This window comes from Mesorhizobium sp. WSM4871, assembly GCF_055811295.1.
In genome coordinates, this window is the sequence record NZ_JBVVPU010000001.1 from 25,660 (window position 1) to 49,334 (window position 23,675).

Here is a 23,675-nt window from a genome sequence, read left to right on the forward strand (position 1 = left end):
TCGCATCGGCCTCGAAAAATCAGAAGCGATTTCGCAAGGCGCGATGCGCGGATTCTAAAGTGCCGGAGCGGATTTTTTACAATGGATGCATGTCGCTCAAGCCGTGGATTCGTTCATCATACCCTGTTGCCGCGGAGAAATCCTTTCTTAACCACAAACCTAAACAAGATAGTGACTGTGGGATGCGATGTTGGCCATCGGGCAATCTGAGGGTCTAATCCAGCATGGTCGTTTCCCAACGGACGGTCCGCACCGAGCAAGCGGATTTGCGCCTCAGCCAGTCGTCGGGCTCCGGCCTTCCCATTGTGTTGATCCATGGCTCGGGCAGTTCGCGGGCCGTGTTCGCCCGCCAGTTCGACAGCCCCCTGGCTGTGGCCCACCGCTTGATCGCCTTCGATCTGCCCGGCCATGGCGAATCGTCCGACGCCCGCGATCCGGCAAACGCCTATACGATTTCCGGCCTTGCCCAATCGGCGGCTCAGCTCCTCGACATCATGGGGATCGGCCGCGCCGTCGTCTTCGGCTGGTCGCTTGGCGGGCATGTCGCCATCGAGCTCGCGAGTTTTCACCAGGCGGTCGCCGGGCTGATGCTGACCGGCGCGCCACCGGTATCGAAAGGGCCGTTCGGCATGCTGCGTGGCTTCCATGCCCATTGGGACATGCTGCTGGCGTCCAAGAAGACCTACTCCGAACGCGATGCCGAGCGCTTCGAAACGCTATGCTTCGGCGACACTGCCGATCCATCGTTCCGCCAGACCATCCTGCGCACCGACGGCCGGTTGCGCGCTGCTATGACGCGCGGCATGTTCACCGGCAAAGGCGCCGACCAGAAGCAGGTGGTCGAGCAGGCCGCATTTCCAGTCGCGATCGTCAACGGCGAGAACGACCCGTTCGTCCGCCTCGGCTATTTCGAAACCTTGGCCTACGCTTCGCTGTGGGAGCATTGCCACGTTGTCCCCGGCGCCGGGCATGCTCCTTTCTGGGAGCGTCCGGACCTGTTCAATCCGCTGCTGGCGCGCTTTGTCGAGACAGTGGCGATGCGGGGCGCGGACGAGACCACGCTGGCGCCGCGCCGGACGAAGGCCGGCTGATTTCTCGCCGAAGCACTTTAGCCGCCTGCATCCGCGGATGCAGGGTCAGGACGCGTCGAGTCCTCCCTCAAATCCCTCTTCCTCAAACCCCCTTCCCTCAAATCCCTTGCCCTCCCGGCTAACCCGTGGGACGATGCGCTCGGGTAGGTGGCGAACTAAAAAAGCCCCGCCCGCGACGGTCGACAGGCCGGCCGCCGCTCCCAGGGAAACGCCTGAGTGGAGGTCAGTCATGGGAACTCGCGCCGGAGGACGACGCACGGGACCGAAATGCATTGCCATAGTCGGTCCCTTCGCAAGCGGTAAGACGACACTTCTCGAAGCAATACTCGCCCGCACGGGCGCCATTCCCCGCCAGAATCCCGTTTCGTCGGGAAGCACCGTTTCCGATCATTCGCCCGAGGCGCGCGCCCACGCCATGAGTGTCGAGGCCACCGTCGCCACCACCGAATTCATGGGCGAGCAGCTCACCTTCGTCGATTGTCCCGGCTCCATCGAATTCTCCTTCGAGGCCGAGCCGGTGCTGGCCGCCTGCGACATCGCCGTGGTCGTCGCCGAAGCCGACGAAAAGAAAATCCCTGCCCTGCAGCTCATCATGCGCAAACTCGACGATCTTGGCGTGCCGCGTATCCTGTTCCTGAACAAGGTCGACAAGGCGATAGCAGGCGTGCGCGACACGCTGAAGATGCTGCAGCCGGCAAGCTCGATGCCTTTGCTGCTGCGCCAGATTCCGCTGCGCAAGAACGGCGTCGTCATCGGCTCGATCGATCTCGCGCTGGAGCGCGCCTACATCTATCGCGAATATGCCGAGAGCGAAGTCGCCGAGATTCCGGGTGACGACAAGGCACGCGAACTGGAGGCACGCTTCTCCATGCTGGAGACGCTCGCCGACCATGACGACCAGTTGATGGAACAGCTTCTCGAAGAGATCGAGCCGCCGAAGGACGCGATCTTCGACGACCTTGCCGCCGACCTGCGCACCGGCGCGGTGACGCCGGTGCTGATCGGCACCGCCGAGAAGGGCAATGGCGTTCTGCGCCTGTTGAAGACGATCCGCCATGACGCACCCGACATGGAGGCAACCCGCAAGCGTCTCGGCGCGCCCGATGGCAATGCCACCGTGGTCCAGGTGATGAAGACCATCCACACCCCGCATGGCGGCAAGCTGTCGGTCTCGCGCATCCTCTCCGGACAGCTCGCCGACGCCTCCGAGCTTTACCTCTCGAATGGCGACACGACAAAAGTGTCCGGCATCTACAGAATGCTCGGCAAGGACCAGACCAAGCTCACCGTGGCCAAGGCCGGCGACACGGTGGCGCTCGGCAAGTTGGACGACGTCAAGACCGGCCAGACACTGAGCTCGGCCAAGGGCGGCATCAGGCCGCTGGTGGCGCTGACGCCGCCGCAACCGGTCTTCGCGTTCGCGCTGCGGCCGAAGGAACGCAAGGATGAGGTCAAGATGTCGGCAGCCATCCAGCGTCTTGCCGAGGAAGATCCCTCGCTCAGCCTGCGCCACAATCAGGATTCGGCCGAGACGGTGCTGTCGGGCCATGGCGAGATGCATCTGCGCGTCGTACGCGAGCGGCTGGAAGGCAAGAACCAGATCCCGGTCGAGGGCCATACGCCGGCCGTGCCCTATCGCGAGACGATCCGCAAATCGGCGCAGCAACGCGGCCGCCACAAGAAGCAGTCGGGCGGCCATGGCCAGTTCGGCGACGTGGTGATCGAGATCAAGCCGCTGCCGCGCGGCTCCGGCTTTCAGTTCACCGACACCATCACCGGCGGCGTCGTGCCGAAGACCTATATCCAGTCGGTCGAGACCGGCGTGCGCGACTATCTGAAGTCGGGCCCGCTCGGCTTCCCCGTGGTCGATGTCGCCGTCAACCTGTCCGACGGCTCCTACCATGCGGTGGATTCGTCGGACATGGCGTTTCAGATGGCGGCGAAGCTGGCGATGAAGGAGGGCATGGCCGCCTGCTCGCCAGTGCTTCTGGAGCCGATCATGAAAGTCGAGATCGTCACGCCCTCCGATGCGACTTCGAGGATCATTGCGCTCATCCCGCAACGGCGCGGCCAGATCCTCGGCTATGACGCGAGGCCCGATTGGCCGGGATGGGACGTTGTCGAGGCGACCATGCCGCAGGCAGAGATCGGCGACCTGATCATCGAGCTGCGTTCGGCTACCGCGGGCGTCGCCAGCTATCGCGCCGCCTTCGACCATATGGCCGAACTCACCGGCCGCCTGGCCGATGAGGCGATGAATGCCAACGGCAAGGCCGCCTGACACTTAATGCATGTCGCGCAAAACTGTGCAGCGGTTTTGCGATGACGACATGCATGAAAACAAGGATTTAAATTAAGCGTGTCGGGCATCAAATCGTACCCGAGCATAAGAAAGCGGCGTCCGGGTGATCCGGACGCCGCTCTCTTGCGGACCGTCTTCGTGGGAGGCGAAACGGCAGGTCCGCCGCACATGCCGCCAGCGCCTGATGGCGTCGACGGTGGAATTGGTTCGGACGCGGTAGCCGCCTGAGCCCGGATCGCCCGAGTGATGCCCCCATCTCCCGCACGACCACACCGCGTCCTACGATCTGCTTACCCGATACCGGGTGTCTGCAACATGTTACCTGGGGTTACATGTCACCGTTACGCGACAATTTCGGTCGGTTTTTCGGAGCACTGCAGATTTTGGGCAACAAAAAAGCCGGATCAACGAAGATCCGGCTGAGTTTGATTGGAAGTGCCTGTTAAGGCTAACCTCCAGAGGGGAACACTCGAGGGCGCTAATGGGAGGAGAACGCGCCCAGGAGATGAACTATATATCTGCTCATCATGCCCAAGAAACAAGCATCTATTTTGCAACACTCGCATGCAAAAAGAGGTAGGCTGTGGTTTAACCCATTCCTGGGGCTCGTAGGACCAGCGGAATCGTCGAAATGTAACGTGTCGCGAGCTAGAATGGCAGCGGGAGAAGCGAATCGGACTTGATTCCCGCCGAAAACGCGGAAAACTCTGAATGACGTGGAATCGGGCAGTCCGCGTTCATTTTTACGGCAATCCGGCAAGGAGGCATTCGTGCGGACAGCTTCGGCGATCGCCGGCAGCGCGCTGTTCTTCATTGCAGCACCCGGCGTGGTTGCGGGACTGGTGCCCTGGCTGCTGACCGCCCGTTATCGCCCGCCATGGTCGACCGTGCCCGGCTTCGTGCCGGTCGGCTGGGTCGTGATCGTCGCTGCCGCGGCCTTGCTGCTGCATGCTTTTGCCCGTTTTGCCCTGGAGGGCCTGGGCACGCCGGCCCCCGTAGCGCCAACCGAAAGACTGGTCGTCGGCGGCATCTACCGCCATGTTCGCAATCCGATGTATGTGGCGGTGCTGTCGATAATCCTCGGCCAGGCACTGCTGTTTTCGAGTTGGGCTCTCGTCGCTTACGCCGTCATTGCCGCCGCCGCCATGGTCTCATTCGCCAGGCTTCATGAGGAGCCGACGCTGGCCCGCCGCTACGGCGCCGAGTACGAGGCCTACCGGCGCGCCGTGCCCAGCTGGCTGCCCCGCCTGACACCGTGGCGCGGGTAAGCCGGGAGTTGCGCCGATTCAGGGTGCGTTGAGATTTATATCAGGTCGGCATCGCCTGAACATCGACACGCCTTTAGAACGACCAGCTTCGTGCCTTGGCAATAATGAAATCGCGAAAAACATGCAGCTTCGCCTGGTTCTTCATCGCATCGGGATAGGCGAAGTAGGTGTCGAAGGACGGCACTTCGGTCTCCGGCAGCAATTGCACCAGGCCTGAATCCTTGGAGATGACATAGTCGGGAAGCATGGCGATGCCGGCGCCGCCCTGCACCGCGCGCTTGATCGACAAGATGTCGTTGATCTGCAGCGTCGGTACCCTTTGCCCGCCTTCGAAATCACCGACCGTCTCCAGCCAGTTCAATTCCGACAGATGTGCCGGCACCGGCACGCCGAAGGTGACGATGCGATGGCTCTTCAGCTCGGAGATCGACGCCGGCTTGCCAAATTTGTTGATATAGGACGGTGCCGCGTAGAGATGGAAATGCACCGTGAAAAGCCGGCGTTGGATAAGGTCCGGCTGCTGCGGCTGGCGCAGCCGGATGGCGCAATCGGCCTGGCGCATGGTCAGGTCGAGCTCCTCGTTCGCCAGGATGAGCTGCAGGCTGACCTCGGGATAGAGCTCGATGAATTCCTGCACGCGTTCGGTCAGCCAGCCGGCGCCCAGCCCCACCGTGGTCGTCACCCTGAGCACACCCGAAGGCCTGTCCTTGGTCTCGGTCAGCCGCGACTTGATCGTCTCCAGCTTCATCAGCACGTCATGCGCCGTGCGAAACAGCATCTCGCCCTGCTCGGTCAGCACCAGGCCGCGGGCGTGACGGTTGAACAGCGGCACGCCGACGTCATGTTCAAGCGCACTGACCTGCCGCGAGATCGCCGATTGCGACAAATGCAGGGTCTCGGCCGCATGGGTGAACGACCCAGCTTCCGCCGCAGCGTGAAACACCCGCAGCTTGTCCCAGTCCAGCGCCATGATTCCCCTCGTGCTTTCTTTGGCGTCTGCCCGTTCTTAGCGTCTGCCCCGCTCTTAGCGTTTGGAAGTAAAATCAGGCTTTTGAACGGCTTTTCTCAGCCGCCTCTTGAACTTTTACTCCGCGGCTTCGCGGTGAACCTCTATACCGGCGAGATATTTTTCCGCCTCGAGCGCGGCCATGCAGCCAAGCCCTGCGGCGGTCACCGCCTGGCGGTAGATGTCGTCGGTCACGTCGCCGGCGGCGAACACGCCCGGCACATCGGTACGGGTCGAATCCGGCGCCGTCCACAGATAGCCATTCGGCTTCTGCTTCAGCTTGCCGGCGAACAGCTCGACCGCCGGCGCATGGCCGATCGCCACGAACACGCCATCGACCTTGAGATGCGTCACCTCGCCGGTCGCCGCATTGCGCAGCGTCAGCCCTTCGACCGACGGCGGCAGCGGCATCTTGCCGGGCTGGCCGGTGATCTCGTCGACGATGGTGTCCCAGATGACGCGGACATTGTCCTTCTTGAACAGCCGCTCGCGCAGGATGCGCTCGGCGCGGAAATCGCTGCGCCGGTGAATGACCGTCACGCTCTTGACCAGGTTGGAAAGGTAGAGCGCCTCCTCCACCGCCGAATTGCCGCCGCCGATCACCGCGACATCCTTGCCGCGATAGAAGAAACCGTCGCAGGTAGCGCAGGCCGACACACCGAAGCCCATGAAGGTCTGTTCGCTCGGAATCCCCAGCCATTTCGCCTGCGCGCCGGTGGCGATGATCAAGGCGTCAGCGGTATAAAGGGTGCCGGAATCGCCCTTCGCGCGGAACGGCCGTACATTGAGGTCGACCTCGGTGATGATGTCGTTGATGATGTCGGTGCCGACATGCTCGGCCTGTTTCAGCATTTGTTCCATCAGCCACGGACCCTGGATCGGATCGGCAAAGCCCGGATAATTTTCGACATCGGTGGTGATCATCAACTGGCCACCCTGCTGCAGGCCGGCGACCAGCATTGGCTTCAGCATGGCCCGGGCGGCGTAGATCGCTGCCGTATAGCCGGCCGGGCCGGAGCCGATGATGAGAACGGGTGCGTGCTTGGTAGTCATGGCAGGGCTTTCACAACAACCGGACGCAATCCGGCACAGGGAGCGATATCGCGCCTAATCTAGGTGTTGCGGACGACGCCAGCAAGACGAGCTGCGCTTCGTCCCCGGAAAGCTTCGGCGCCAACAGGCGATCCATGAACATCTTGCGCGGTGACTGTCAGAAAATCGCCGATTGAAGCGAGACGCGTAAGTCGTTTAATTGCAAAATCACGAAAGATTCTTGCGCGAAGCGCCGAAGGGTATCCATGCCGCTCAAAGCCGATCTCGACGCCATCGACTGGAAGATCCTGCGCGAGCTTCAACAGGACGGGCGCATGACCAATGTCGAACTGTCCAGCCGCGTCGGCATTTCGGCGCCGCCATGCCTGCGCCGCGTCAGGCGGCTTGAAGAGGCCGGCATCATCCGCGGCTATCGCGCGCTGCTCAATGCGCCGGCGCTTGGCATGGACGTCGTCGCCTTCTGCCTTATCGGCCTGCATCACCAGGCCGACGCCGAGCTCAAGACCTTCGCCGAACGCACGCGCGGTTGGCCGATCGTGCGCGACGCCTGGATGGTGTCGGGCGAATCCGACTTCCTGCTGCATTGCGTGGCAAGCGACCTCGGCGCCTTCCAGACCTTCGTCATCGAGGAACTGGCCTCGGCGCCGAATGTCGACACGGTGCGCACCGCGCTGACCATCCGCCGGGTCAAGGATGAAGGTCTGGTGGCGTTTCCGGCTTGAGTGCAATGCCCAAAGCAAGAACGCTCAAAACCACCAGAAAACAATGACCTATGGTGAAAGCCTGACTCTATCTGACCAGACCGGCCTACAGCACCTCGACCGCCGCCAGCAGGCCGGCCAGGTCGCCGCGATTGCGCAGGCGCATGGTGCTGAATCCGCCTTGACTGGACGCCTCGCCGTCGACCAGCCAGCCTTGCGACAGGCCAGCGCGCCGCCCCGCCTCCATATCCGCCAGTTTGTCGCCAACGATGAGCGAGCGCTTGAGATCGAGGCCGAGGCGCTTTGCCGCCTCAAGCAGCATACCTGGATTGGGCTTGCGCATCGGGTGGTCGGCGATCGCCAGCGCCCCTGTGCCGGCCTCGTGATAAGCGCAGGCGACAACCATATCGACAAACCCGTTGCTGCCCCGCAGCAAGTCGAGCACGCGAGCGTTGACAGCAGCGAAAACGTCCCAGCCGAAATAGCCGCGCGCGATGCCGGACTGGTTGGTCACCACGACGATCGGAATTCCGGCCCTATTGGCGGCAGCGATCGCTGGCGCGATATCTTCGCGCAGGACGATATCAGCCGGATCGCTGGGATAGTCGGTATCGACATTGATGGTGCCGTCCCGGTCGAGGAAGAGTGCCGGCCTGCCGACTGGAAAAATTCTGTCGCCAATCCGCTCGACCCATAGGCCCGGTTCCTCGAGCGGGTGGCGGCTCGACGCCTCGGCCGCGCCCATGTCAGCCATCGCTGAGCCGCGCTTCGACCATTTCGCACAGATGATGATAGAGGCACAGATGCCCCTGCTGGATGATCGGCGTCGACGTCGAAGGCACGTTGAGCAGGATGTCGGAAAGCGGCTTGAGCTTGCCGCCGGTATCGCCTGTCAGACTGATCACCGTCATGTCCATCATGCGCGCCTGTTCGGCGGCGGCCAGGATGCTCGGTGAATTGCCGCTGGTCGAGATGGCGAGCAGCACGGCACCCGCCGCGCCATGCGCCTCGACCTGGCGCGAAAACACCGTATCGAAGCCGTAGTCGTTGCCCCAGGCGGTCAGCACCGCCGCATTGGCCGGCAGCGCGATGACGTTATAGGCCTTGCGCTCCTTCAGGAAACGGCCGACGAGTTCGCCGGCAATGTGGATGGCGTCGCTGGCGGAGCCGCCATTGCCGCAGATCAGCAGCGCCTTCCCAGACGAGAGTGCGGCGACGACAGCGGTCACAGCCCGCTCCATCTCGCCGGTGAGGTCACGCTCGACCATCGCATTGATCGCGGCCGCCGAGCGGACCAGATAATCGTTCAGTTCGGACATGAAACCCTCAGTTGGTGGCGCGCAATTTGCCGATGGTGCCGGTCGTGCTCTTGCCGGCGACGAGGTCGACCAGCACCACCCGCCCGCCGGCCTTCTGCACCACATCGGCGCCAACCACGGTGTCGACGGTATAGTCCGCACCCTTGACCAATATGTCGGGCAGCAAAGCCTCGATCAGGGCGAGTGGTGTGTCCTCCTCGAAGACGACGACGGCATCGACCGAGGCAAGCGCGGCCAGCACGCAGGCGCGGTCATGCTCATCGTTGACCGGACGCCCCGGCCCCTTCAGCCGGCGCACCGAGGCGTCGCTGTTGAGGCCCAGAACCAGCCGGTCGCACTGGCTGCGCGCGGCGTGCAACAGACTGACATGGCCGGCATGAAGGATGTCGAAGCAGCCATTGGTGAAGCCAACGGAAAGCCCCTCGTTCTTCCACGTCGCCGCCAGCCTTGCGGCGGCGGCGGCATCGAGGATCGCGCTGTGATGGGCGACCGGTCCGTGCGAGCGAAACAGCGCGCCGGTCAGTTCCTCGACCGTCAACCGCGCGGTACCGCGCTTTCCCACCACCACGCCGCCGGCCGCATTAGCGAGGGAAGCGGCCATGACGCGGTCGGCGCCTGCCGCAAGCGCCAACGCAAACGTCGCGATGACGGTGTCGCCGGCGCCGGACACGTCGAACACTTCGCGTGCCTGCGTGGCGATGTGCCGGGCATCTTCCGCCCCGACGACGCTCATGCCCTTCTCGCTGCGCGTCGCGACGACGAAGTCGAAGCCATGCGCCGAGATCAGCTCACGCGCCGCAGCGACGATCTCGTCGTCGGCGAAAACCACACGTCCGACCGCTTCGCCGAGCTCCTTGCGATTGGGCGTGATCGCCGTCGCCCCGGCATAGCGCGCATAGTCACGCCCCTTCGGATCGACCAGAACCGGCTTGCCCGCCTCACGGCAGATCGAGATCAGCTCGCCAGCGACGCCATCGAGCAATATGCCCTTGCCGTAATCCGACAGGATGACGATGTCGGCTTGCGCAAGCGCTGCGCGGAAATGCCGGATCAGCATCGCTCGCTCCGCGTCGCCCAACGGCTTGATTTCCTCCTCGTCGAAACGCAGCACCTGCTGGTTGAGCGCGCTGAAGCGGCTTTTCGACGAGGTCATGCGTTCGTGGTCCCGCGCGAGGCCATCGGTCCCGACGCCCAGTTCTCCCAGCATGCCTATCAGATTGCTGCCCGCATGGTCGTCGCCGATCACCGAAACCGGTATGGCGGCAGCGCCGAGCGAAACGATGTTGGAGACGACATTGCCGGCGCCGCCCATCGCCAGCATCTCGCCACGCCCATGCAGCACGGGGATCGGCGCTTCGGGTGAAATCCGCTCGATCACGCCGTTGACGAAACGGTCGAGGATGAAGTCGCCGACCACCAGCACGGTGACGTCGCCGAACCGCGAAATGGCGCGGTGTAAGGGTTCGGGAGAAGGCGGATTGTGCTTGATCATGTCATTTGCAACGCGCGGGAAAAGCCGATCTCAATGCTCTTGGAACCAGTCTCCGAGAAAATGAACCGGCTGGCCGGTCTTTTGTGGCGAAGCCGATATACCCCAATTCGCGCCAGCGCAACGGCGGCGCGCTTTGTCAACTTTTCTGCAAGGCGACGTGCACGCCGAGCCCGACCAGCACTGCGCCTCCGGCCCGCTGCAACAGGCGCTGCGCGCGGCTCGAACGCCGCAAGCGGCCGAGAACGGCGCCCGCCAGGAACACACAGACGATATCGGCGGAAGAGAACATCAGGTTGACGATGGTTCCAAGCACGACGAATTGCAGCCAGATCGGGAGTGCGGCCGATGCATCGATGAATTGCGGCAGGAAGGCCATGAAGAAGATCGCCGTCTTGGGGTTGAGCACCTCGACGGCGATGCTCTCGAAAAAGGCGCGGCGCGCCGATTTCTGCTCGATCGCGGGCAGTGCCGCGTCGCCGTCCGTCCGCTTGCGGAACAGGGAGACGCCGAGCCAGATCAGGTAGAGCGCGCCGATGAGCTTGACCGCCATGTAGAGCGGCGGCACGGCGTGGAACAGCACGGACAGCCCGGCAGCGGCCGCAAAGACATGCACATAGCCGCCAAGATGAATGCCGAACGCCGCCGTCAGCCCGGACCAGCGCCCACGCGCCATGGTCTGCGCGGCGGCGTAAAGCATGGCCGGACCAGGAATATAGGCGAAAATCGCGGTGGTGGCGAAGAAGGCGATAAGCAGTTCGGTCGACGGCATTTGCCTTGCTCCTCGGCGATTCCGGTTGCAGGCGGTTCAGTCCGCGCGCGGGATGGCTTTGGTCCGGCCTGTACGGACAGCTGCAATAAAAGCCGACATGACTTTCTTGTGGAATGACGAACTGAATGCGCCGATGCGCGAACCGGGTTCGAAGTAGGCTGAAGATTCCAGGATATCGTGGTTATATTCGTCGACTATGACCCAAAGGGGGATAGGGTCAAGCCCGGCGCGGTGACGTTCAATTTCCGGAACGCCAACAGCGACGCGATCGCGGCCCGGCGGCTTGGAGGTGATTGCTAGGATAAAGAGGTTCGTGCTGCCGGCTTTCCCCGGAAGGACGGCCACGAAGGCGACCGGTCGCGACTTGCGTCCTTCGGTCTCGCCGCCTCCATGTTGGCGATACCACAGATACGGATATCGCCAGACGTCGGCGGTATTGGGTTTAATCACGATCCAACTCGGCAGCGTATTCTTCAAGCATCTCGACATGTTCGGATGGGGCGTCCTTAGCCGCGTAGGCCCGGCGGCTATCATTGGCGAATTGAGCCTCGTAGGTCTCGATGCTCATCAGGACATATCTAGGCTTGTTGTGACGAGTGATGGAGACGGGCTGCTGGCTGGCAGCCGCAAGCACATCTCCAAGATTCTGTTTCAGATCGGTCGATGGATAGTGTTTCATGGCCACTCCGTTTTGTACATAATAGACAAAACAGACAAAATAGACAAGCGAGGAACGGCGACACAGAGCAATCGCCTGCTTTGTCGACAGCCCGGCTGGCCTCCCTTATAAGGACCGGAATCGCAAGCAGCCAGAGGCCTTCATGATCATCGTCACAGGCGGCGCCGGCATGATCGGCTCCAATATCGTCGCTGCGCTCAACGCCGAAGGCCTTAGCGACATTCTTGTCGTCGACGATCTCACCGACGGCCGCAAGATCGCCAACCTCGCCGATCTCCAGATCGCCGACTATCTCGACAAGGATGATTTCCTGGCCCGCCTGGAGGCGGGAGACCTGGGTCGCATCGAAGCCGTCTTCCACCAGGGCGCCTGCTCGACCACCACGGAGTGGAACGGCAAGTTCATGATGGAGGTGAACTACACCTTCTCGAAACGGCTGCTGCATGCCTGCCTGGCGCTGCGCGTGCCCTTCCTCTACGCCTCCTCCGCCTCCGTCTATGGCGGCGGCGCCGCGTTTCGCGAGGAACCGGAGCTTGAGCGGCCGCTCAACGTCTATGCCTATTCCAAGAAGCTGTTCGACGACTATGTCAGGCGCACCGTCTTCGATACCGATCATTCGCAGGTGGCAGGCCTGCGCTATTTCAACGTCTACGGACCGCGCGAGGCGCATAAGGGCGCGATGGCCTCGGTCGCCTACCATCTGTTCAACCAGGTCGAGCAAGGCCAGAACCCGAAGCTGTTCGGCGCCTATGACGGTTACGGCCCCGGCGAGCAGAGCCGCGACTTCATCCATGTCGGCGATGTCGCCGACGTCAATCTGTGGCTGTGGAAGCGCGGCTCGAGCGGCATCTTCAATTGCGGCACCGGCCGCGCCCAGCCTTTCCGCACCATCGCCGAAACGGTGATCGACACGCTGGGCCAGGGACAGATCGAATTCGTCGACTTCCCCGACCACCTCAAGGGCAGCTACCAGAGTTTCACGCAAGCTGATATGTCCCGGTTGCGCGCAGCCGGCTACAACGGCCAATTTCGCACAGTGGAAACCGGCGTCAGAGACTATGTCGAATGGCTGAAAGCCCAACGATCCTCGTGATCGGCCCACGCTGGGTGGGCGACATGGTGATGGCGCAGTGCCTGTTTTCGGCGCTGAGAGAGCTTCACCCGAACGCCGCGATCGACGTGCTGGCGCCGGCATGGGCGGCACCGCTGGTCGCACGCATGCCCGAGATACGCCAGCAGATCGACCTGCCGCTGAAATCCGGCGCGCTGGAGTTCCGCATCCGCCACCGCTTCGGCAGGTTGCTGCGCGGTCGCTACGATATCGCCTATGTCATGCCGGGAAGCTGGAAATCGGCGCTGATCCCGTATTTTGCCCGCATTCCGCGCCGTGTCGGCAACTTGCGCGAAATGCGCTACGGCCTGCTGACCGACATCGTGCCATTGCCCGACGCCGTGAAGCGGCGCACGGCACAGGCCTATTTCAACCTAGCCCAGGGGGGTACATTCCGCGCTCCGAGGCTAACCGTCGACGCAGCCAACCAGGCGGCATTGCTGACCCAATTCGGGTTGGAAGCAAAGAAATTCGCAGCACTGGTGCCCGGCGCCGAATTCGGTCCAGCCAAGCGCTGGCCGAGCGAACACTATGCCGGCCTTGCCCGTGATTTCATGGGCAGAGGTTTCAAGGTCGCGCTGTTCGGCTCGAAGAACGACGCCGGCGTGACGGCGGAAATCGCCGCGCTTGCGCCAGGCGTTGTCGATCTCGCCGGCAAGACGCGGCTGGAAGACGCCATCGACCTGATATCAGCCGCCAGGCTCGCCGTGTCGAACGACAGCGGGCTGATGCATGTCGCCGCCGCTGTCGGCACGCCGATCGTCGCGGTCTACGGCTCGACCTCGCCCGACAACACGCCGCCGCTCACCGAGCGTCGCGAACTTGTCTGGCTCGGCCTGTCCTGTTCGCCGTGCCACAAGAAAGTCTGCCCGCTCGGCCATCTCAACTGCCTGAAGACGCTTGAGGTCGCACGGGTCACGGCGGCGGCGGACCGGTTGCTGGAAATGCCGGCCGCCGCATGAAGGTGCTGATCGTCAAGACGTCCTCGATGGGCGATGTCATCCACACCTTTCCGGCCGTCGAGGATGCGCGCCGCAATCGGCCCGAAATCTCGTTCGACTGGTGCGTGGAAGAGGCTTTTGCCGGCATCGTCGCCTTGCACCCGGCGATCGGCAACATTCACACAGTGGCGATCCGGCGCTGGCGCAAGAACTTGCTCGGCCGCGACACCTGGCGCGAGGCGGCGGGCTTGCGACGCGCCTTGCGAGCCGGCCGCTATGACCTCGTCATCGATGCGCAAGGCCTGCTGAAATCGGCTCTGGTGGCGAAACAGGCAGCAGCGCCCGTTGCCGGCTTCGACCGGACGAGCGCGCGCGAACCGAAGGCCGCCCTGTTTTATGATCGCCGCTACGCCGTGCCGCGCGACCTGCACGCCATAGAGCGCACAAGGCGGCTGTTCGGGCTGGCGCTCGGCTACCAGCCTGATCTTTCCAACCTCGATTCCGGCATAGCGCCGCCAGCCGGAGGTCTGCCTCGCGTCGAAGGCAAAACCGCCTTCCTGCTGCATGGCACCAGCCGCGAGGACAAGAAATGGCCGGTCGGCGACTGGATCGAGACCGCCCGGCTCTTGGTCGAAAAAGGGATTACACCGATCACCACCTGGTCGAACCAGGCTGAAAAGGCGGTCGCCGAAGCGATCGCCAAGGCCGTTCCGCGGACCGAACTGGTGCCGAAATCACCGCTTGCCGAGATCGCCGCGCTGATCGGCCGGTCAACGCTGGTGATCGGCGCCGACACCGGCCTCACCCATCTGGCCAGCGCCTTCGGCCTGCCGACCGTCGCCGTGTTCCTGGCGACCGAACCCGGCCTGACCGGCCCGCGCGGGCCGTTCTCATCGACGCTTCTGGCCCAGCCGGGCGGACGCATTGCGCCGGCGGAAGTAATGGCAAAAGCCGAGAGATTGCTGTCGCTCAAATCGCAGGCCGCGACGTAGGGACTTTTCAGAATTCGCTCTGGCGAGTCGAATAGCGTGGGCTTCGAGAACCGGAGCGGAGCGGACATTTGGGTCCGTGAGCACCGAAAGCGCAGAAGGCTGCGCTAGTCGGCCGCCAGAGTAGAATTATCAAAAGTCCCTAGATGAACTGCACCTGGACGATCTCATATCCCCTTGCACCGCCGGGCGCGTTGACTTCGATCGCGTCGCCGACTTCCTTGCCGATCAGCGCGCGCGCGATCGGCGAGGAGATCGAGATGCGGCCGGACTTCACGTCCGCTTCCTGGTCGCCGACGATCTGGTAGGTCTTCTTCTCTTCCGTGTCCTCGTCGACCAGCACAACCGTGGCGCCGAACTTGACCTTGTCGCCGCTGAGCTTGGTGACGTCGATCACCTCGGCCCGCGCGATCAGGTCCTCGAGTTCGTTGACGCGGCCTTCATTGAGGCTCTGCGCCTCTTTCGCCGCGTGGTATTCGGCATTTTCGGACAGGTCGCCATGCGAGCGCGCTTCGGAGATCGCCTCGATGATGCGCGGGCGCTCTTCCTGCTGACGCCAACGCAGTTCTTCCTTCAATGACGCGAACCCCTCGCCTGTCATCGGGACCTTGTTCATGATGCCTGACCTTTCCTGCCGCCACCCCCGCATTTTCGGGGATAACCTTGTCGATGGGTAAAAAAGAAAACGGTCCGGCAGCCTCGGGCTAACGGAACCGTTTCACCACAATTTCCCAAGATATAGCAATCTTTGCGCGGTTTTCACGTCCAAAAAGTCGGTTTTCAAAAATTCTCCGCCCTTTCTGGAAATGCCGTAGCGGCAGACGACAAAAACCGGCCGTGATCGCTCGCGGCCGGTTGAGGAGTATCGGGGATAGATCAGCTCCTCATGAAATGGTCGATCTGCTCGGACAGCATGCCGTATTCGCGCGATCCCTTGCCGGTGCGCTTTTCGATCTCGCGGAGCTGTTCCTGGGCGCCGGCGAGGTCGCCGATCTGCAGATGCGCTTCGCCGAGATATTCGCGCACCAGCGTGTAATCGGGATCGATGCGCAGCGCTTCCTCGTAATAGCCGAGGCCGACGATGACGCGGCCGGAATGGCGATGCGAATAACCGAGGTAGTTGAGGATGCGCGGATCCTGCTTGTTGGCGGCCAGGCTGAGCACGGCGATCGCCTCGTCATAGCGCCCGGCCATCGCCAGGTCGTGGCCCGCCTCATAGATATTGTCGTCGTCCAGCATACTCTGTTGTGGCGGCGCACATTTCTGCTTCTTCTTGTCCCAAACCTCACCCTTCTTGCATTTCGTGGTCTGGCCACCTCCACCACCTTCACCGGCCGAAAACGCCGGAGCCACAAACAGCGGCAGGGCGGCAACCGCCAGAACCTGGATCAGCAATCGTCTGCGCATCGAAGCCTCCTTGAGAAGAACAATGCCACATTAACGCCGGGCGAAAGCCGTTTCATCCCGCAAATGCCAGAAACCGACACTCAACCGCCCGCTCTTCGATCTTCGATCCAAGCAGAATGCGCGCAGGTCCGCCGGAATTTGCCAAAGATAAAGGCTGCAAGCCGAACGTGACGTGACGCGCGCTGCAAATTCGCTATCATCCGGCAAACGGAGCATGCGGAGAAAGGCCAGTGCAGCAGCGCCTTGAAAAGGAGTGGGAGCTTTCGATCGGTCCCGATACCGTGCGCCTATTCATTCTCAAGGCAAAGGCGCTGAGCGCCGCCGTCAACGAAGATTATGCCGACGGCGCCGAGCACGAGATAGAACTCGACGGGCAGGCGCACGACAACCACCATCATGACGGCCTGGCCGAGGAAAGCTCGGAAAACCTCACCGAGGAAGAACTGCGCGAACTGATCAACGACCTCAATGTGGACGAGGCGGCCGAACTCGTGGCACTCGCCTGGGTCGGCCGCGGCGACTATGACGCTTCCGAATGGGCGGACGCGTTGGCGGCCGCGCGCGAGCGCGCCAACAAGCGCACCGCCAAATATCTGCTCGGCATGCCGCTGCTCGCCGACTGGCTGGAGGAAGGACTGGAAGCCATCGGTGCGTAAGAGACCGTTTCGAAATTCGCTCTGGCGAGTCATATGATGGTGGTTTCGGAGAACCGGCCTACGCCGGCCGTAGCCTTCATAGGGCGAAGGCACCTATGAGTGCTTCGGCCGGCGAAGGCCGGAGCGCAGCGGACATTTGGGTCCGTGAGCACCGGAAGCGCAGAAAACGCCATCAGATGGCCGCCGGAGCAGAATTTCCAAACGGTCTCTAACGCTGCCGTCACTCATCGTGATCGGCCCACACGCTCATTTCGGGCAACTTCCCCGGTCGCCCGCCGTTAGGGACGGATGGCGGCGCTGACCCTTTTGAGATTGGCCGGATTGAGCAGTGCAGCGCTGCCTTTGGCCGTGGCAACGCTGCTTGCCGGTACGGCCCTGGCCAAGTCGCCGAAATTGCCTGAAACCGCACCTGTCCCGGTGCTCAATCAAACACAGCCTGCCCAAAAAGACGCGCCGGCCAATGTGCCGGTACCTGAGCCCCGCCCCGCCGACACGCCAAAGCCCGGCCGGCCCGCGACAAACGAACCCGAGCCACCGGCGAACGCTCCAAAGCCAACCGAAAAGCCGGGCCCGATCGAGAAGCCGGCTGAAGCGGAGCCCGAGGCACAACCGCCCACCATCGCCCCGCAACCACCAGAGAAGCCGGCCGAGGCGCAAGAAAAGCAAGACAAAAAAATGCTGCCCGATCCGCGTTCGGCCGACGTGCCTGAGGAAAGAATGCCGGACGACGAGCTTGCCTGTCGGCGGCGGCTGAAATCGATGGGTGTCGACTTCGAGGAACACAAGCCTGAGCACAATCTCGAAATCGGCTGTTCGATCCCCTATCCGATCACGCTGAAAACGCTCGGGACATCGATCGCCATCGGCCCGGAGACCGAGCTCAACTGCGAGATGGCCGAGGCGGCCGCGCGCTTTGCCGCCGATGTCATCCAGCCGGCGGCCAAGGCGGAATTCGGCGCTGACCTCAAATCGATCAGCCAGGCATCAGCCTTTGTCTGCCGGCCGCGCCATGCCGGAGGAAAATTGTCCGAACACGCCTTCGGCAACGCGCTCGACATATCAAGCTTCACGCTTTCGGACGGCAAGAAGATCGAAATTGGCCCGGCGCCGCCGGAGAAGGACGCGAAATTCCTCAATGCCGTGCGCAAGGCGGCCTGCGGGCCGTTCAAGACCGTGCTTGGCCCGGGCGCCGATCCCGACCATGCGCTGCATTTCCATCTCGACCTGGAACCGCGCCGCAACGGCGGCACGTTCTGTCAGTGAGCGATGCCGCAATTCGGCCGCAGGCGTGAACGCCGCCGCTGAGTTTTCCTTTACCCTTGATCGTTAAAATGCCTGACATCTGGGAACAGGACTCCGCCGATGGCCGGGACATTTCGCGCCGTGTTTTTCGCCGCCGCGCGCCAATCGAAACGTGCCGCGATGACGGTCGCCGGGCTTGCCCTTGTCGCGGTTTCGGCCTGCAATACCGGCAGCGTGCTGTCGCTGCAGCCGGCCGTCGATGTCGGCTCGCAGACGGCCGCCGTGCCGCAATATTCCGGCATGCAGAGGCTTGTCCCCTCCAATCCCGAGATGATGACGGCCGCCTACCCGCGCATGGACGATCCGATGTCACAGCCTGAGCAGATGCCGGCCAGCGAGACCGACTGCCGTAGGGAATTGCAGCGTCTCGGCGTCGTCTATACCGATCTGGCACCCATCCATGAAGGCCAGTGCGGCATCGACTATCCGGTCAAGGTCTCCGCCATCGGCAGCATCCAGATGAAACCGGCCGCGACGCTGACCTGCGACATGGCCGCCACATTCGCCGGCTGGACGAAGCACGAACTCGTCCCGTCGGCGCGCTGGCGCTATTTCTCCGGCGTCAAGACTATCCACCAGGGCTCGAGCTATTCCTGCCGCCGGATCGCCGGCGAAGGCGTCTTGTCCGAGCACGGCAAGGGCAATGCCCTCGACGTCATGAGCATCGAGCTCAACAATGGCGACGATATCGATGTGCGCAAACCCGGACTGTTCGCCTTCCGAACGCGCGGCTTCCTCAACAATGTGCGCGCCGACGGCTGCCAGTATTTCACCACCGTGCTCGGCCCCGGCTACAATTACGACCACCGCAACCATTTCCATTTCGACATCAAGAACCGCAGGAACGGCTACCGCGCCTGCCGCTAAGGCGTGCCGGACCCAAAAGTGGATGGATGCCCCTGCCCAAGGTCTGCTGCGCCGCGTAAGGTGACGCCATATCGCTGGGGCGGCAATCATGGGCCAACGAAGCCTTAAACGACGTGCAACGACCTGGCTGGTGGCGTTCCTGGCCTTCTATCTCGCCTTCGCCTATTTCGCCGCGCCTGAGTTCTGGACGTTTCGAGACCGCAACTTCCGCTCGCACAGCTTCGAGATGGTGACGCACACGCCGCAAGGCATTCCGGGCGACCCGATCAATGTCGGCCTTGTCGGCACCGAAAAGGAACTCGTCCACGCCTTCGCCGTTGCCGGCTGGGACACCGCCGACGCCATTACGCTGAAGACCGCGATCGAGATCGGCGAAAGCGTGCTGTTTGGCCGTCCCTATCCCGACGCGCCGGTCAGCCGTCTGCTGTTCGAAGGCCGCGCCCAGGATCTGGCCTTCGAAAAACCGGTCGGCAACAGCGCCGACCGGCGTCATCACGTCCGCTTCTGGCATACCGATACGACCGGCGACGATGGCCGGCCGCTGTGGCTGGGTTCAGCAAGCTTCGACCGCGGCGTCGGCCTTAGCCACGACACCGGCGCGATCACCCACCATATCGGTCCCGACATCGACGCCGAGCGCGACTTCCTGATCCACGACCTTACCGCCGCCGGCATGCTGATCTCGACCAGCGACATCCCTGGCATCGGCGCGACCAGGACCGGACGCAACGGCGGCGGCGATCCCTATTTCACCGACGGCAAGGCGGTGATCGGCGTGCTCAGGCAATTGCCCTAGGCGCGATCGTCGGCGAAGATTGGACACAGGCTTTTCTAAAACCACGCCGCAATGCTATTGACCCCTCATGCTTTACGCTGAAATCGCTATCGTGGTCGTCCTCATCTGCGTGAACGGCCTTCTGGCAATGTCCGAACTTGCCATCGTCTCGTCGCGGCCCGCCCGCCTCAAGGCGATGATCGACCGCAACGTCACAGGTGCCGGCCGCGCCCTGGCGCTCGGCTCCAATCCAGGCAAATTCCTGTCGTCGGTGCAGATCGGCATCACCCTGGTCGGCGTTCTGTCCGGCGCCGTTTCAGGCGCCACGCTCGGCGAACGGCTGTCCGTGTTCCTGGCGTCGACCGGCATCCGCGAAAGCGTCGCCGACCCGCTTGGCGTCGGCATCGTCGTCGCCGTTATCACCTACTTCTCGCTGATCGTCGGCGAACTTGTGCCCAAGCAGATCGCGCTGCGCGATCCCGAACGCGTCGCCGCCAAGGTCGCTCCGGCGATGACCATCCTCGCCACCGTAGCCGCGCCCCTGGTCTTCCTGCTCGACATTTCCGGCCGCGCCATCCTGTGGCTGCTTGGCCAGCGCGGCGAAAGCGAGGAGAAGGTCACCGACGAAGAGATCAAGATGCTGGTCGCCGAGGCTGAGCATCACGGCACCATCGAATCCGACGAGCGGCGTATGATCGCCGGCGTCATGCGGCTCGGCGACCGCGCCGTGCGCGCGGTGATGACGCCGCGCACCGAGGTCGATTGGATCAATTTGCAGTCCGACGATGCTGCGATCCGCAGGCTGTTGATGGAGACCCAGCATTCGCGCCTTCCGGCCGGCGATGGCGGCGTCGACGCCATGATCGGCGTCGTCCAGACCCGCGACGTGCTGGCTGCCATGCTTGGCGGTCGCGCGCTCGACCCGCGCAGGCATGTGCGCGCCGCCCCCATCGTTCATGATCAGGCCGACGCGCTGGATGTGCTTTCGAAACTCAAGGAATCCGACGTGCCGATGGCGCTGGTGCACGACGAATACGGCCATTTCGAAGGCATCGTCACGCCCGCCGACATACTTGAAGCCATCACCGGCGTCTTCCGCGCGGATCTCGACGCCGGCGACGATGAAAACGCCGTCAAGCGCGAGGATGGCTCATGGCTGCTCGCCGGCTACATGCAGGCTGACGAGATGGCGGATGTCCTTGGCATCGACCTGCCGGAGAACCGCGATTACGAGACCGTCGCCGGCTATGTGCTGTCGCACATGCACCATCTGCCGGCGACCGGCGAATGCGTCGACGCGCAAGGCTGGCGCTTCGAAGTGGTCGATCTCGACGGCCGCCGCATCGACAAGCTCATTGCCACGCGCCTGCCAAGCGGCCACCGCGAAGTCGTGCGGTGACTTTGCACGAGCCGCGCGATCAGCTGCGTCGTGCAAACGCGCTGATGCTGTCGAGCAGCGGCTGTTGGTCGCCGACCCAAAACCAGTGGTCGTCACCCTCGACCTCGATGAACCGCGCGCCCGGGATCTGGGCCGCGAGGAAGCGCCCCGCCTCGACGCGCACGGCGCGGTCTCCGGAGCGGTGCAGAACCATCGTCCGGGCCGAAACCTTTGCAAGCAGATGACGCACATCGGTATCACGCAGCGCTTCGAGCAGGCCTGCGACAGCGCCGGGGCTGGAGGCTGCCCTGAGCAGTCCGGCCCACCAGTTCTGCGCCTGACGGTCGCCGGCGAGGCTCGGCGCGAAGGTTCCGATTTCCGCCGGGCCACCCCAGCCGGCGATCAGCCGTTGCGTCCACAGCTCGTATTGCGCGACGGTCAGGGCGAAAGGATAGTCGGGCGCGTGGCTGCCTTTGGCCAGGGATCCCCACAGAACAAGGCCGCTCAGGCGATCGGGGTGATCCGCGGCAAAACGGATGCAGCCCGGCCCGCCCTCTGACGCGCCGATAAGCAGGGCTCGGCGGCTGCCGGCCGCATTCATGACCGCCAGAATATCCTGCGCCGTCGCTTCGACGGTGGGGCGGGCGCCGACGCGGTCGGAAAGCCCCATGCCGCGCCGGTCGAAGAGGATCAGGCGGCCCAGGCGCGAAACCGCCGATATCCAGGCGCGGCAGCGTCTGTCTTCCCAGACGCGCTCGACATGCGAAATGAACCCCGGGACAAGCACGATGTCCAGCGGGCCGCTGCCAGCGGTCTGGAACGCGATGTGGATGCCGTCCACTTCGACGTAGCGCGTTCTGGGCACGTCCAAAGTGGCTAGCTTGGTTGGCTCACCCAAGGCAAGCGTGGTGGGATCAGGCTCTACACCGAGTTCCTCTCGCAGCAGCCGGACGCAAGCTTCGATCTGGCGCTCTGCCGCCGCCCTGTCCCCAGCCGCCAGATGGGCACGGATCAGGTGACGGTGTGCGCTTTCGCTCAAAGGGTCCAGCCCCGCCAGGCGTGTCGCATGCACGACCGCGGCGCGAGGCTCCCCGCCGGCGATCTTTGCTTCGACCAGCCGCTCCAGTGCCTGCACCAGTCGGCTGCGCAAAGCTTCGCGCCTGAAAAACACCCATTCCTCGAATTCCGGACAGTCCGGCAGTGAGAAGCCTGCGAGATAGTCGCCCTTGTAGATGTCGACTGCCGCGTCGAGAGGACCGACATCGCAGGCATGCTCGAAGGCCCGGGAGTCGACTTCGACGGCGAGCGCCAAGTGTAGACTAAGCGATGCTCCGGTGGCGGCGATGACCTCGCTGCCGAACGCGATGCGGATTTTATACAATGTGCGCCGAAGGCGCGCCCGTGCGGCTTCCTCGTCGGTTTCGGGCCATAGAAGCGTGGCGGCGACCTCGCGCGCCACGGGCCGGCCGGCTTCGGCGAGGTAGATGAGGAGCGCTGCCGCCTTGCGCAAGCCGAGTTCCACCCGCTTCCCGTTCTGACGGAACTCCGGAAAACCCAGAAATTGGAACTCCAATCGTTCCATCGGTCCGTTTGCGGCCGAGCGGGGACGTTGAGGGGACGCCGGCCTTTTATCTACCCCACGACGTCGGGCCGATCGGGCCCGATAGGAACACTCCCTTGGAGCGAGAAATGCCACTGGTCAATACTCCCACCCGCCATCGCGCTTCCGAGGCTGTTGCCGAGGATGGCGTCCCTGTCGCCCACAACGACTACCCAGGTCACGGCGAGCCGCTCTTGGTCTCGGCGGTCGGCGCATTGCTGCGCCCTGCCGGTGCTCCGAACACGGGGCAAGGAGGCTGAGCCATGTGCCAATCCTGTCTCTCCTGGTACGCACGCTGCATTGCTCCCTATCTCGTCCACGCCGGCTGTTCGGCCAACGCATTCGCGCACATGCGAAAGCGCATGATCCCGCGGGCAGAAGGCATAGTCGTCGAAGTCGGCTTCGGGTCCGGCCTGAACCTTCCCTACTACGACCCCGCCAGAGTAGAACGACTGGTCGGCATCGATCCCGACGGCACGATGCTCGGCCTGGCCGGACCGAAGAGCCGTTCCTTGCCGTTCGATGTCGAATGCCTCCGGGCCAGCGGCGAAAGCCTGCCCTTGACCGATGATTTCGCCGACACGGTCGTCGTCACCTATGCCTTCTGCACCATTCTGGATCCTGAAGCGGCGCTGACCGAAATCCGGCGCATACTGAGGCCAACGGGCCGGCTGATCTTCATCGAGCATGGCCAGGCCGAGGGGCCGCGTTGCCGCAGGTGGCAGGAGCGCCTGAACCGGCCGTGGGGATCGCTCGCTGGCGGCTGCCACCTCAACCGCGATCCGTTGCGCCTGATCCGCGGGGCGGGCTTCCACCTCGTTGAAGAAGAGCGCGGGCGGTTCCCGCTGCCCTTCTGGCAATTGGGAAGCCACTACGCTGGAGTCGCGGCACCCCCCACAAGTTGACGGCCTCCCCCGTCGAAACCTGCATTCCGAAAACAGACGGTCGCACATGCACCATCTACCGGTG

The 23,675-nt window shown here is 63.4% G+C and carries 25 protein-coding genes; 14 read left to right on the forward strand and 11 right to left on the reverse strand.

Annotated features, from left to right (window positions below; genetic code table 11):
* Positions 1-224: 224 nt before the first annotated feature.
* The 3 genes from AC0L2H_RS00145 (at position 225) to AC0L2H_RS00155 (ending at position 4,661) form a co-directional block, all read left to right on the forward strand.
* A complete protein-coding gene (locus AC0L2H_RS00145) occupies positions 225-1,091 on the forward strand; it encodes an alpha/beta fold hydrolase (RefSeq protein WP_473588302.1) in 867 nt (288 codons plus the stop codon).
* A gap of 229 nt (positions 1,092-1,320) precedes the next feature.
* On the forward strand, positions 1,321-3,372 hold the full coding sequence (locus AC0L2H_RS00150; RefSeq protein ID WP_473588303.1) for an elongation factor G: 2,052 nt from the start codon (positions 1,321-1,323) through the stop codon (positions 3,370-3,372).
* A gap of 791 nt (positions 3,373-4,163) precedes the next feature.
* On the forward strand, positions 4,164-4,661 hold the full coding sequence (locus tag AC0L2H_RS00155; protein ID WP_473588304.1) for a methyltransferase family protein: 498 nt from the start codon (positions 4,164-4,166) through the stop codon (positions 4,659-4,661).
* A gap of 73 nt (positions 4,662-4,734) precedes the next feature.
* On the opposite strand, the gene AC0L2H_RS00160 is transcribed toward AC0L2H_RS00155, so the two are convergent.
* Complete coding sequence (locus tag AC0L2H_RS00160) at positions 4,735-5,631, reverse strand: LysR family transcriptional regulator (protein ID WP_097572801.1); 897 nt, start codon at positions 5,629-5,631, stop codon at positions 4,735-4,737.
* Positions 5,632-5,745: 114 nt separating this feature from the next.
* Positions 5,746-6,720: a thioredoxin-disulfide reductase gene (trxB, locus tag AC0L2H_RS00165; protein WP_473588305.1), complete on the reverse strand. Its 975-nt coding sequence runs from the start codon at positions 6,718-6,720 to the stop codon at positions 5,746-5,748.
* Positions 6,721-6,965: 245 nt separating this feature from the next.
* Between trxB and AC0L2H_RS00170 the strand changes: the two genes are divergently transcribed.
* Positions 6,966-7,442, forward strand: a complete 477-nt coding sequence (locus AC0L2H_RS00170; protein ID WP_008877604.1) for an Lrp/AsnC family transcriptional regulator — start codon at positions 6,966-6,968, stop codon at positions 7,440-7,442.
* A gap of 85 nt (positions 7,443-7,527) precedes the next feature.
* Here the strand turns inward: AC0L2H_RS00170 and AC0L2H_RS00175 are convergent, their stop codons facing one another.
* The 6 genes from AC0L2H_RS00175 to AC0L2H_RS00200 form a co-directional block, all read right to left on the reverse strand.
* On the reverse strand, positions 7,528-8,166 hold the full coding sequence (locus AC0L2H_RS00175) for an HAD-IIIA family hydrolase (protein ID WP_473588857.1): 639 nt from the start codon (positions 8,164-8,166) through the stop codon (positions 7,528-7,530).
* Between the two features lies 1 nt (position 8,167).
* Positions 8,168-8,740 (reverse strand): D-sedoheptulose-7-phosphate isomerase, encoded by a 573-nt coding sequence (locus tag AC0L2H_RS00180; RefSeq protein WP_473588306.1) that lies wholly within the window; start codon positions 8,738-8,740, stop codon positions 8,168-8,170.
* A gap of 7 nt (positions 8,741-8,747) precedes the next feature.
* On the reverse strand, positions 8,748-10,232 hold the full coding sequence (gene rfaE1 / locus AC0L2H_RS00185) for a D-glycero-beta-D-manno-heptose-7-phosphate kinase (protein WP_473588307.1): 1,485 nt from the start codon (positions 10,230-10,232) through the stop codon (positions 8,748-8,750).
* A 136-nt stretch (positions 10,233-10,368) separates the two neighbouring features.
* Positions 10,369-11,001 (reverse strand): LysE family translocator, encoded by a 633-nt coding sequence (locus AC0L2H_RS00190; protein ID WP_473588308.1) that lies wholly within the window; start codon positions 10,999-11,001, stop codon positions 10,369-10,371.
* A 36-nt stretch (positions 11,002-11,037) separates the two neighbouring features.
* Positions 11,038-11,478: a hypothetical protein gene (locus tag AC0L2H_RS00195; protein ID WP_473588309.1), complete on the reverse strand. Its 441-nt coding sequence runs from the start codon at positions 11,476-11,478 to the stop codon at positions 11,038-11,040.
* Positions 11,444-11,680: a type II toxin-antitoxin system Phd/YefM family antitoxin gene (locus AC0L2H_RS00200; protein ID WP_473588310.1), complete on the reverse strand. Its 237-nt coding sequence runs from the start codon at positions 11,678-11,680 to the stop codon at positions 11,444-11,446. The genes AC0L2H_RS00195 and AC0L2H_RS00200 overlap by 35 nt, the downstream gene beginning before the upstream one ends.
* A gap of 142 nt (positions 11,681-11,822) precedes the next feature.
* Between AC0L2H_RS00200 and rfaD the strand changes: the two genes are divergently transcribed.
* From rfaD to waaC, 3 genes are read left to right on the forward strand one after another with little or no spacing between them, the layout of a single operon-like run.
* On the forward strand, positions 11,823-12,773 hold the full coding sequence (gene rfaD, locus AC0L2H_RS00205) for an ADP-glyceromanno-heptose 6-epimerase (protein WP_473588311.1): 951 nt from the start codon (positions 11,823-11,825) through the stop codon (positions 12,771-12,773).
* Positions 12,746-13,753: a lipopolysaccharide heptosyltransferase II gene (gene waaF / locus AC0L2H_RS00210; RefSeq protein ID WP_473588312.1), complete on the forward strand. Its 1,008-nt coding sequence runs from the start codon at positions 12,746-12,748 to the stop codon at positions 13,751-13,753. The genes rfaD and waaF overlap by 28 nt, the downstream gene beginning before the upstream one ends.
* Positions 13,750-14,724, forward strand: a complete 975-nt coding sequence (waaC, locus tag AC0L2H_RS00215) for a lipopolysaccharide heptosyltransferase I (RefSeq protein ID WP_473588313.1) — start codon at positions 13,750-13,752, stop codon at positions 14,722-14,724. The genes waaF and waaC overlap by 4 nt, the downstream gene beginning before the upstream one ends.
* Positions 14,725-14,863: 139 nt before the next feature.
* Here waaC and greA read toward each other — a convergent pair whose 3' ends face one another.
* Together greA and AC0L2H_RS00225 are read right to left on the reverse strand one after the other, a co-directional pair.
* Complete coding sequence (greA, locus tag AC0L2H_RS00220) at positions 14,864-15,337, reverse strand: transcription elongation factor GreA (RefSeq protein WP_008877613.1); 474 nt, start codon at positions 15,335-15,337, stop codon at positions 14,864-14,866.
* Between the two features lie 260 nt (positions 15,338-15,597).
* Entirely contained in the window at positions 15,598-16,128 is a 531-nt protein-coding gene (locus AC0L2H_RS00225; protein WP_473588314.1) for a tetratricopeptide repeat protein, read from the reverse strand.
* A gap of 230 nt (positions 16,129-16,358) precedes the next feature.
* Here AC0L2H_RS00225 and AC0L2H_RS00230 point away from each other — a divergent pair, with 230 nt between their 5' ends.
* From AC0L2H_RS00230 to AC0L2H_RS00250, 5 genes are all read left to right on the forward strand, one after another.
* On the forward strand, positions 16,359-16,784 hold the full coding sequence (locus AC0L2H_RS00230) for a DUF3775 domain-containing protein (RefSeq protein WP_107649816.1): 426 nt from the start codon (positions 16,359-16,361) through the stop codon (positions 16,782-16,784).
* A 288-nt stretch (positions 16,785-17,072) separates the two neighbouring features.
* Positions 17,073-18,047 carry an extensin-like domain-containing protein gene (locus tag AC0L2H_RS00235; protein ID WP_473588315.1) on the forward strand — a complete coding sequence of 325 codons (975 nt, stop codon included), beginning with the start codon at positions 17,073-17,075 and terminating at the stop codon, positions 18,045-18,047.
* 99 nt (positions 18,048-18,146) lie between these two features.
* Entirely contained in the window at positions 18,147-18,953 is an 807-nt protein-coding gene (locus AC0L2H_RS00240) for an extensin-like domain-containing protein (RefSeq protein ID WP_473588316.1), read from the forward strand.
* An 88-nt stretch (positions 18,954-19,041) separates the two neighbouring features.
* Positions 19,042-19,749: an LssY C-terminal domain-containing protein gene (locus tag AC0L2H_RS00245; RefSeq protein WP_473588317.1), complete on the forward strand. Its 708-nt coding sequence runs from the start codon at positions 19,042-19,044 to the stop codon at positions 19,747-19,749.
* Positions 19,750-19,816: 67 nt separating this feature from the next.
* The gene (locus AC0L2H_RS00250; protein ID WP_473588318.1) at positions 19,817-21,127 is read left to right on the forward strand and encodes a hemolysin family protein; all 1,311 of its coding nucleotides are present in this window, start codon (positions 19,817-19,819) and stop codon (positions 21,125-21,127) included.
* Positions 21,128-21,146: 19 nt separating this feature from the next.
* On the opposite strand, the gene AC0L2H_RS00255 is transcribed toward AC0L2H_RS00250, so the two are convergent.
* Positions 21,147-22,688, reverse strand: a complete 1,542-nt coding sequence (locus AC0L2H_RS00255) for a bifunctional AfsR/SARP family transcriptional regulator/alpha/beta hydrolase (RefSeq protein ID WP_473588319.1) — start codon at positions 22,686-22,688, stop codon at positions 21,147-21,149.
* Between the two features lie 107 nt (positions 22,689-22,795).
* On the opposite strand from AC0L2H_RS00255, the gene AC0L2H_RS00260 reads away from it, so the two are divergent.
* On the forward strand, positions 22,796-22,966 hold the full coding sequence (locus tag AC0L2H_RS00260) for a hypothetical protein (protein WP_473588320.1): 171 nt from the start codon (positions 22,796-22,798) through the stop codon (positions 22,964-22,966).
* Between the two features lie 3 nt (positions 22,967-22,969).
* Complete coding sequence (locus tag AC0L2H_RS00265; RefSeq protein WP_473588321.1) at positions 22,970-23,611, forward strand: class I SAM-dependent methyltransferase; 642 nt, start codon at positions 22,970-22,972, stop codon at positions 23,609-23,611.
* Positions 23,612-23,675 lie beyond the last annotated feature (64 nt).

Coding starts and splice junctions, on each gene's coding strand:
- AC0L2H_RS00145 (WP_473588302.1), top strand. CDS start 225: ATGGTCGTTTCCCAACGGACGGTCCGCACCGAGCAAGCGGATTTGCGC.
- AC0L2H_RS00150 (WP_473588303.1), top strand. CDS start 1,321: ATGGGAACTCGCGCCGGAGGACGACGCACGGGACCGAAATGCATTGCC.
- AC0L2H_RS00160 (WP_097572801.1), bottom strand. CDS start 5,631: ATGGCGCTGGACTGGGACAAGCTGCGGGTGTTTCACGCTGCGGCGGAA.
- trxB (WP_473588305.1), bottom strand. CDS start 6,720: ATGACTACCAAGCACGCACCCGTTCTCATCATCGGCTCCGGCCCGGCC.
- AC0L2H_RS00170 (WP_008877604.1), top strand. CDS start 6,966: ATGCCGCTCAAAGCCGATCTCGACGCCATCGACTGGAAGATCCTGCGC.
- AC0L2H_RS00175 (WP_473588857.1), bottom strand. CDS start 8,166: ATGGGCGCGGCCGAGGCGTCGAGCCGCCACCCGCTCGAGGAACCGGGC.
- AC0L2H_RS00180 (WP_473588306.1), bottom strand. CDS start 8,740: ATGTCCGAACTGAACGATTATCTGGTCCGCTCGGCGGCCGCGATCAAT.
- rfaE1 (WP_473588307.1), bottom strand. CDS start 10,232: ATGATCAAGCACAATCCGCCTTCTCCCGAACCCTTACACCGCGCCATT.
- AC0L2H_RS00190 (WP_473588308.1), bottom strand. CDS start 11,001: ATGCCGTCGACCGAACTGCTTATCGCCTTCTTCGCCACCACCGCGATT.
- AC0L2H_RS00200 (WP_473588310.1), bottom strand. CDS start 11,680: ATGAAACACTATCCATCGACCGATCTGAAACAGAATCTTGGAGATGTG.
- rfaD (WP_473588311.1), top strand. CDS start 11,823: ATGATCATCGTCACAGGCGGCGCCGGCATGATCGGCTCCAATATCGTC.
- waaF (WP_473588312.1), top strand. CDS start 12,746: ATGGCTGAAAGCCCAACGATCCTCGTGATCGGCCCACGCTGGGTGGGC.
- waaC (WP_473588313.1), top strand. CDS start 13,750: ATGAAGGTGCTGATCGTCAAGACGTCCTCGATGGGCGATGTCATCCAC.
- greA (WP_008877613.1), bottom strand. CDS start 15,337: ATGAACAAGGTCCCGATGACAGGCGAGGGGTTCGCGTCATTGAAGGAA.
- AC0L2H_RS00225 (WP_473588314.1), bottom strand. CDS start 16,128: ATGCGCAGACGATTGCTGATCCAGGTTCTGGCGGTTGCCGCCCTGCCG.
- AC0L2H_RS00235 (WP_473588315.1), top strand. CDS start 17,073: ATGGCGGCGCTGACCCTTTTGAGATTGGCCGGATTGAGCAGTGCAGCG.
- AC0L2H_RS00240 (WP_473588316.1), top strand. CDS start 18,147: ATGGCCGGGACATTTCGCGCCGTGTTTTTCGCCGCCGCGCGCCAATCG.
- AC0L2H_RS00245 (WP_473588317.1), top strand. CDS start 19,042: ATGGGCCAACGAAGCCTTAAACGACGTGCAACGACCTGGCTGGTGGCG.
- AC0L2H_RS00250 (WP_473588318.1), top strand. CDS start 19,817: ATGCTTTACGCTGAAATCGCTATCGTGGTCGTCCTCATCTGCGTGAAC.
- AC0L2H_RS00255 (WP_473588319.1), bottom strand. CDS start 22,688: ATGGAACGATTGGAGTTCCAATTTCTGGGTTTTCCGGAGTTCCGTCAG.
- AC0L2H_RS00260 (WP_473588320.1), top strand. CDS start 22,796: ATGCCACTGGTCAATACTCCCACCCGCCATCGCGCTTCCGAGGCTGTT.
- AC0L2H_RS00265 (WP_473588321.1), top strand. CDS start 22,970: ATGTGCCAATCCTGTCTCTCCTGGTACGCACGCTGCATTGCTCCCTAT.